Here is a 5,361-nt window from a genome sequence, read left to right as displayed (position 1 = left end):
TCTGGCTCCATCGCTTCGAGTCGCTGGGTCAAGCCAGGGCCGTGATCGACCGTTGGATCCGATACTACAACGAAGAGCGGCCACATCAGTCGCTGGACTATGTGGCATCCAGGGCATACCCCGCATTAGCTGCGTAGGGTGTGCAGAAACCAGGGGGTCATTACAACACCATACTGGCGGGCCAGCTCGCTATCCGTGATGCTAGAGGGCGCTGCCTGGATCTCGGCCCGGATCTTCGGTGTCGTGGTCGCTTGTTTATGCAGCTTGATGTCCATGAACTTGCTCCCGGATGAATTGCTGAAGAAGCTCTCTCGCTGCTAGCAGAGGATAACTTCTATAGGCGATCCGATCATCCGGGACCCTACACTTGAGCAATGGCAGAAAGAGCCCGAGAGATTCTATGACGAACCGAACCATTACTTCACGGGGCCAAACACCTAGCTGATTACCTCAAGCATCACTTGGAGACGTCAGCGATTGCCTTGGTCACGTAGGGCAGATTCTCTGTGGTTAACCCGACGACATTGGCGCGTCCCGAACGCACCATGTAAATGGCATATTTGTCACGCAGGCGGTCAACCTGCTCCGGTGTGAGTCCGGTGTAGGAAAACATGCCGCGCTGCTCGGCGATGTGAGCGAACTGCTGGTCGAGACCGTAAGGCTTGAGCGCCTCGACGAAATCGCGACGCAGGCCATTGATGCGATCGCGCATCTTGCTGAGTTCCTCGCGCCAGGTGGCGGCCAACTCGGCTGAGTCGAGGACCTCAACGACGATGGCGCTGCCGTGGGCAGGAGGATTGGAATAGTTCTCGCGGGCCAAGATGGCAAACTGCGAACGCACGTTTTTCATCTGCTCTGCGGTCTTAGCGATGGCGATCAGGCAGCCGGTGCGCTCACGATAGATTCCAAAATTCTTCGAGCAGGAGCTGGTAATCAGCACCTCATCGAGATTCTCGGCTATCAGGCGTACGCTGTAGGCATCCTCTTCCAACCCGTCACCAAAGCCTTGGTAGGCGAAGTCGAGCAGTGGCAGTAGGTCACGCTCGCGGACCACTTCCAGCACTTGCTGCCACTGCTCATTGGAAAGGTCGAAGCCGGAGGGGTTATGGCAGCAGGCGTGCAGCAGCACCACGTCGCCCTGTGGAATCTGCTTGAGGGTGTCGATCATGCCGCCAAAATCGAGGCGGTTCTCGGCATCGACGTAGGGGTACTTGTGCATCTCGACGCCGGCGGCATGGAAGATACCCAGATGATTGGGCCAGATCGGGTCGGACAGCCAGATACCCTTGCCGGGCAGGTGGGTCTTGATGAAATCTGCTGCCAGTCGCAGGGCGCCGGTGCCGCCCGGCGACTGGGTTGCGCTGGCGCGCTTGGCGGCCAGCAGCGGCGAATCGTCGCCCAGCACCATGGACAGGATGACCTGACCGTAGCGCGGATCACCGTGCGAGCCGATATAGCTCTTGGTGGTTTCGTTCTTTAGCAGCAGCGACTCGGCGTCCTTGACGGCGCGCATTACCGGCGTGTTGCCATGGGCATCGCGATAGACGCCGACACCGAGGTCGACCTTCTGCGGATTGGGATCCTTGTTGAAGGCCTCGATCAGTCCAAGGATGGCATCGCCAGGCACTCGTTTAATGTGCTCAAACATGTTTATCTGCTACCTCATAGGTTCTGGTGGCCTGAAATCCCATCCTAATGGGAACGGCTGATGGGCTTGCGTTCAGTCGCTTCCACAACTCCCTCCGTTACGGTTATTAAGCTTTCTGATAGGCGGAGCCTCCTCTACATTTTCTGTTGAAGTTCTGGCAGGACCTGGAACAGATCGCCCACCAGACCGTAATCGGCAATCTGGAAGATCGGTGCTTCCTCGTCCTTGTTGATCGCCACGATCACCTTGGAGTCCTTCATCCCCGCCAGGTGCTGGATCGCCCCGCTGATTCCCACCGCGATGTACAGTTCAGGGGCGACGATCTTGCCGGTCTGCCCCACCTGCATGTCGTTGGGCACGAAACCGGCATCCACCGCCGCGCGCGAGGCCCCGATTGCTGCACCCAGCTTGTCGGCGATACCGTCGAGCAGCTTGAAGTTCTCGCCATTGCCCATGCCGCGACCGCCGGAAATGACTACCCGTGCCGCACTCAATTCAGGGCGCTCACTCTGCTTGAGCCGCTCGTCGACAAAGCTCGACAGGCTATTGTCGACCGTGGCATCGACCGCTTCGATGGCGGCACTGCCAGTCTCGCCAACGGCATCGAAGGCGGTGCTGCGCAGGGTTAGCACCTTGAGCGGATCGGCGCTCTGCACGGTGGCGATGGCGTTGCCGGCATAGATCGGACGCTTGAAGGTATCGGCGCTCACCACGTCGAGGATGTCGGAGATGGCCGCAACGTCCTTGAGCGCGGCGAGCCGCGGCAGCACGTTCTTGCCGGTGGTGGAGGAGCTGGCCAGCACGTGGCTATAGTCATCGGCGAGACGCACCAGCAGATCGGCCAGCGGCTCGGCAAGCTGATGGGCATAGACCGCATGGTCGGCGACGCGCACACGGCGCACCCCGTCAAGCTTCACAGCCTGCTCGGCCACTCCCTGCATCTCCTGACCCGCGACCAGTAGGTCGATGTCGCCGCCGATCTGCTGTGCTGCCGCAACCACATGAGCCGTGGCGCTGGCAAGCTGACCGTCATGATGGTCGACGAGAATCAATATGCTCATGAGATCACCTTGGCTTCATTCTTGAGTTTATCGACGAGCTCATCCACCGAGCCGACCTTGATGCCGCCCTTGCGCTCGGCCGGGGTTTCGACCTGCAGCTGGGTGACCTTCGAGGCAATAGCGACACCGAGTTCCTCGGGGGTTCTAGTGTCGAGCGGCTTCTTCTTGGCCTTCATGATATCGGGCAGCTTGGCGTAGCGCGGCTCGTTGAGGCGCAGATCGGTGGTGACCACGGCGGGCAGCTTGAGCGCCACGGTCTGCAGGCCGCCGTCGATCTCGCGGGTCACGTTGACGGTGCCGTCCTGGATATCCACCTTCGATGCGAAGGTACCCTGCCCCCAGCCGGTCAGGGCGGCAAGCATCTGCCCGGTCTGGTTATTGTCGGTATCGATGGCCTGCTTGCCGAGGATCACCAGTTGCGGTTGCTCCTCGTCGACCACCCGCTTGAGCAGCTTGGCGACCGCCAGTGACTCGACGCGCTCGTCGGTAGCCACGTGAACAGCCCGGTCGGCCCCCAGCGCCAGCGCGGTGCGCAACTGCTCCTGGGCGGCCTTGGGCCCGATGGTTACAGCGACGACTTCCGTGGCAATGCCCTTTTCCTTCAGGCGAACCGCTTCTTCCACCGCGATCTCGCAGAACGGGTTCATGGCCATCTTGACGTTGGCAAGATCGACGTTGGTGTGATCCGCCTTGACGCGGATCTTGACGTTGTAGTCGATGACGCGTTTGACCGCGACAAGAATTTTCATAAGCTTAATCTCAGCTACTGGTCAGACAAGGTTAGTATCGTATTCCGATGATGAATACGTCTGCATTGACATATCTATAAAGCTTGGAAATGAATTATCTTGAAACCGCCTAGTGCCATTGAATGGCATTATACGAGATATGTCCCGGTTGCCTGCGTGAACGTAGCAGAACGGGAGGCGGAAAAGACAGTTTCTCCTCTAGAGCAAGCGTGCGATAGTTCCTCCTATGGCCGGAAGGGCAGTAGGTGAGCGGCACGTTTCTGAGCCATTTTTAGAATATTACGTGGCACAATTAAACGGAGCGAGACCATGGCTCATGTACTAGGTAGTGATTAGCAAGGATGTTAAGGATTTGTTGGATCAGTACCATGGCATAGTCGAAACAACACAAGGCTAATTCTCCTTACTATAAGGCATCAATATCTAAAGGTAGCTTTGGAAAAGTCCAGTAGGGTTAATGCAAACTGCCTTGACTCAACGGGGCAGAGCATAGTGCGGCGTAGCTATACATAGTATGAAATACAGTTTCAAACCAAAGCTGCATGTAAAAATAAATGACAGTTAATCATTACCGTAAGAATGCAACATACTACCTGCTCGTATGAATATCAGTCTAGCGCAGGAGTAATAGTAATCAAGCGTTCCTCTGTCATGTCTTGGATTGCATAACGAGGCCCCTCGCGTCCATGACCACTTGCTTTAAGCCCTCCGTATGGAGAAAGATCAACACGAGAACTTGAAGTATCGTTTATGTGTACATTTCCCATCCGCATTAAAGGTATAGACTTGAGCGCACGGGTAATATCGTTAGTAAAAATTCCACTAGCGAGGCCGAAAGAAGTATCATTTGAGAAATCAATTCCCTCTTCCACGCTAGATATGGGAATAAGAGAAACTACTGGGGCAAATATTTCTTCGCTTACGACGCGCATAGAATTGTTTACGTCAATCAAAATAGTAGGCCAAAGCAACGCGGCTTCGCGGCGAGGCTCTGTTAAAGCTGTGGCGCCGGCTGCTAGCGCCTCTTTTATCCATTGCTCGGCACGTATAGCTTCTTTCTCGTCGATCATAGGACCTATACTTGTGTCGGGATCATGAGGATCACCAACCTTAAAGCCTTTAACCTGGTCAACGAGAAGCTCAGTAAACCTATCAATAACCTGCTCATGAACCAGGATTTTTTGCACTGAAGTACAAACCTGTCCTGCCTTTCGAAAGGCAGCTGCAGCACACTTTTTGGCCGCAAATTCGAGCAAAGCATCCTCACATATGATCGTTGAAGAAATATTGCCTAGCTCAAGCTGAGTACGACGCAATCCGGATTCTTGATTGATGACCTTACCAACTTCTGTGCTTCCAGTAAAAGTGTAGTAATCAATATCGCGATTATTGAGAAGCCATTGGCCCACTGTGTGCCCCTCGCCATTGATTAGGTTAAGAAGACCTGCTGGAAGCCCAGCTTTAGCGAGAGCCTCGCATAGAATGGTGGCGCATAAGGGGGTGTAAGACGATGGTTTGAGGACTACTGCATTTCCGGCTGAAATTGCAGGGCCTACCTTGTGTAAAACAGTATTCAGAGGAGAGTTAAAAGGAGTAATTGCACAAGCAACGCCAATGGGCATGCGGACTGTAAAAGCAAGCTTTTCCTTGTGCTGACCAGGCGCGCTTTGTATGGGGATCATCTCGCCGACGGTTCGCTTAGCCTCTTCGGCTGATAGCACAACCGTTTGCATCGAGCGGTTAAAATCATTTTCCGCATCTTTTAAAGTAAAACCAGTTTCGGCAACTAGGGTCTCGATTATCTCCTGTTTTCGATGCTGAAGAATGGGCGGTCTCAAGTTCCAAGCGCAACGCTATTGAAGGGTGCTCGGTCCAGCGACTGATTTCTTGAGCACCTCGGCGT

At 55.1% G+C, this 5,361-nt stretch carries 5 protein-coding genes and 1 pseudogene; 1 reads left to right on the top strand and 5 read right to left on the bottom strand.

Features of this window, described 5'->3' with window-relative positions:
* The coding region (locus BC443_RS18325) for an integrase core domain-containing protein (protein WP_139284319.1) at positions 1-137 on the top strand (137 nt) is incomplete at its 5' end.
* A 27-nt stretch (positions 138-164) separates the two neighbouring features.
* Here BC443_RS18325 and BC443_RS18645 read toward each other — a convergent pair.
* From BC443_RS18645 to BC443_RS18320, 5 genes and pseudogenes are all read right to left on the bottom strand, one after another.
* Positions 165-275: pseudogene (locus BC443_RS18645) on the bottom strand (IS481 family transposase); the annotation flags it as partial.
* Positions 276-457: 182 nt separating this feature from the next.
* Complete coding sequence (locus BC443_RS13170; protein ID WP_071232301.1) at positions 458-1,648, bottom strand: amino acid aminotransferase; 1,191 nt, start codon at positions 1,646-1,648, stop codon at positions 458-460.
* Between the two features lie 134 nt (positions 1,649-1,782).
* Complete coding sequence (locus BC443_RS13165) at positions 1,783-2,709, bottom strand: FAD-binding protein (protein ID WP_071232300.1); 927 nt, start codon at positions 2,707-2,709, stop codon at positions 1,783-1,785.
* Complete coding sequence (locus BC443_RS13160; RefSeq protein WP_071232299.1) at positions 2,706-3,458, bottom strand: electron transfer flavoprotein subunit beta/FixA family protein; 753 nt, start codon at positions 3,456-3,458, stop codon at positions 2,706-2,708. The genes BC443_RS13165 and BC443_RS13160 overlap by 4 nt, the downstream gene beginning before the upstream one ends.
* A 608-nt stretch (positions 3,459-4,066) precedes the next feature.
* Positions 4,067-5,296: an aldehyde dehydrogenase family protein gene (locus tag BC443_RS18320; RefSeq protein WP_083387396.1), complete on the bottom strand. Its 1,230-nt coding sequence runs from the start codon at positions 5,294-5,296 to the stop codon at positions 4,067-4,069.
* Positions 5,297-5,361 lie beyond the last annotated feature (65 nt).

Source organism: Salinicola sp. MIT1003 (genome assembly GCF_001858555.1).
Classification (GTDB): domain Bacteria; phylum Pseudomonadota; class Gammaproteobacteria; order Pseudomonadales; family Halomonadaceae; genus Salinicola; species Salinicola salarius.
This window is presented reverse-complemented; position numbering and strand designations above follow the sequence as displayed.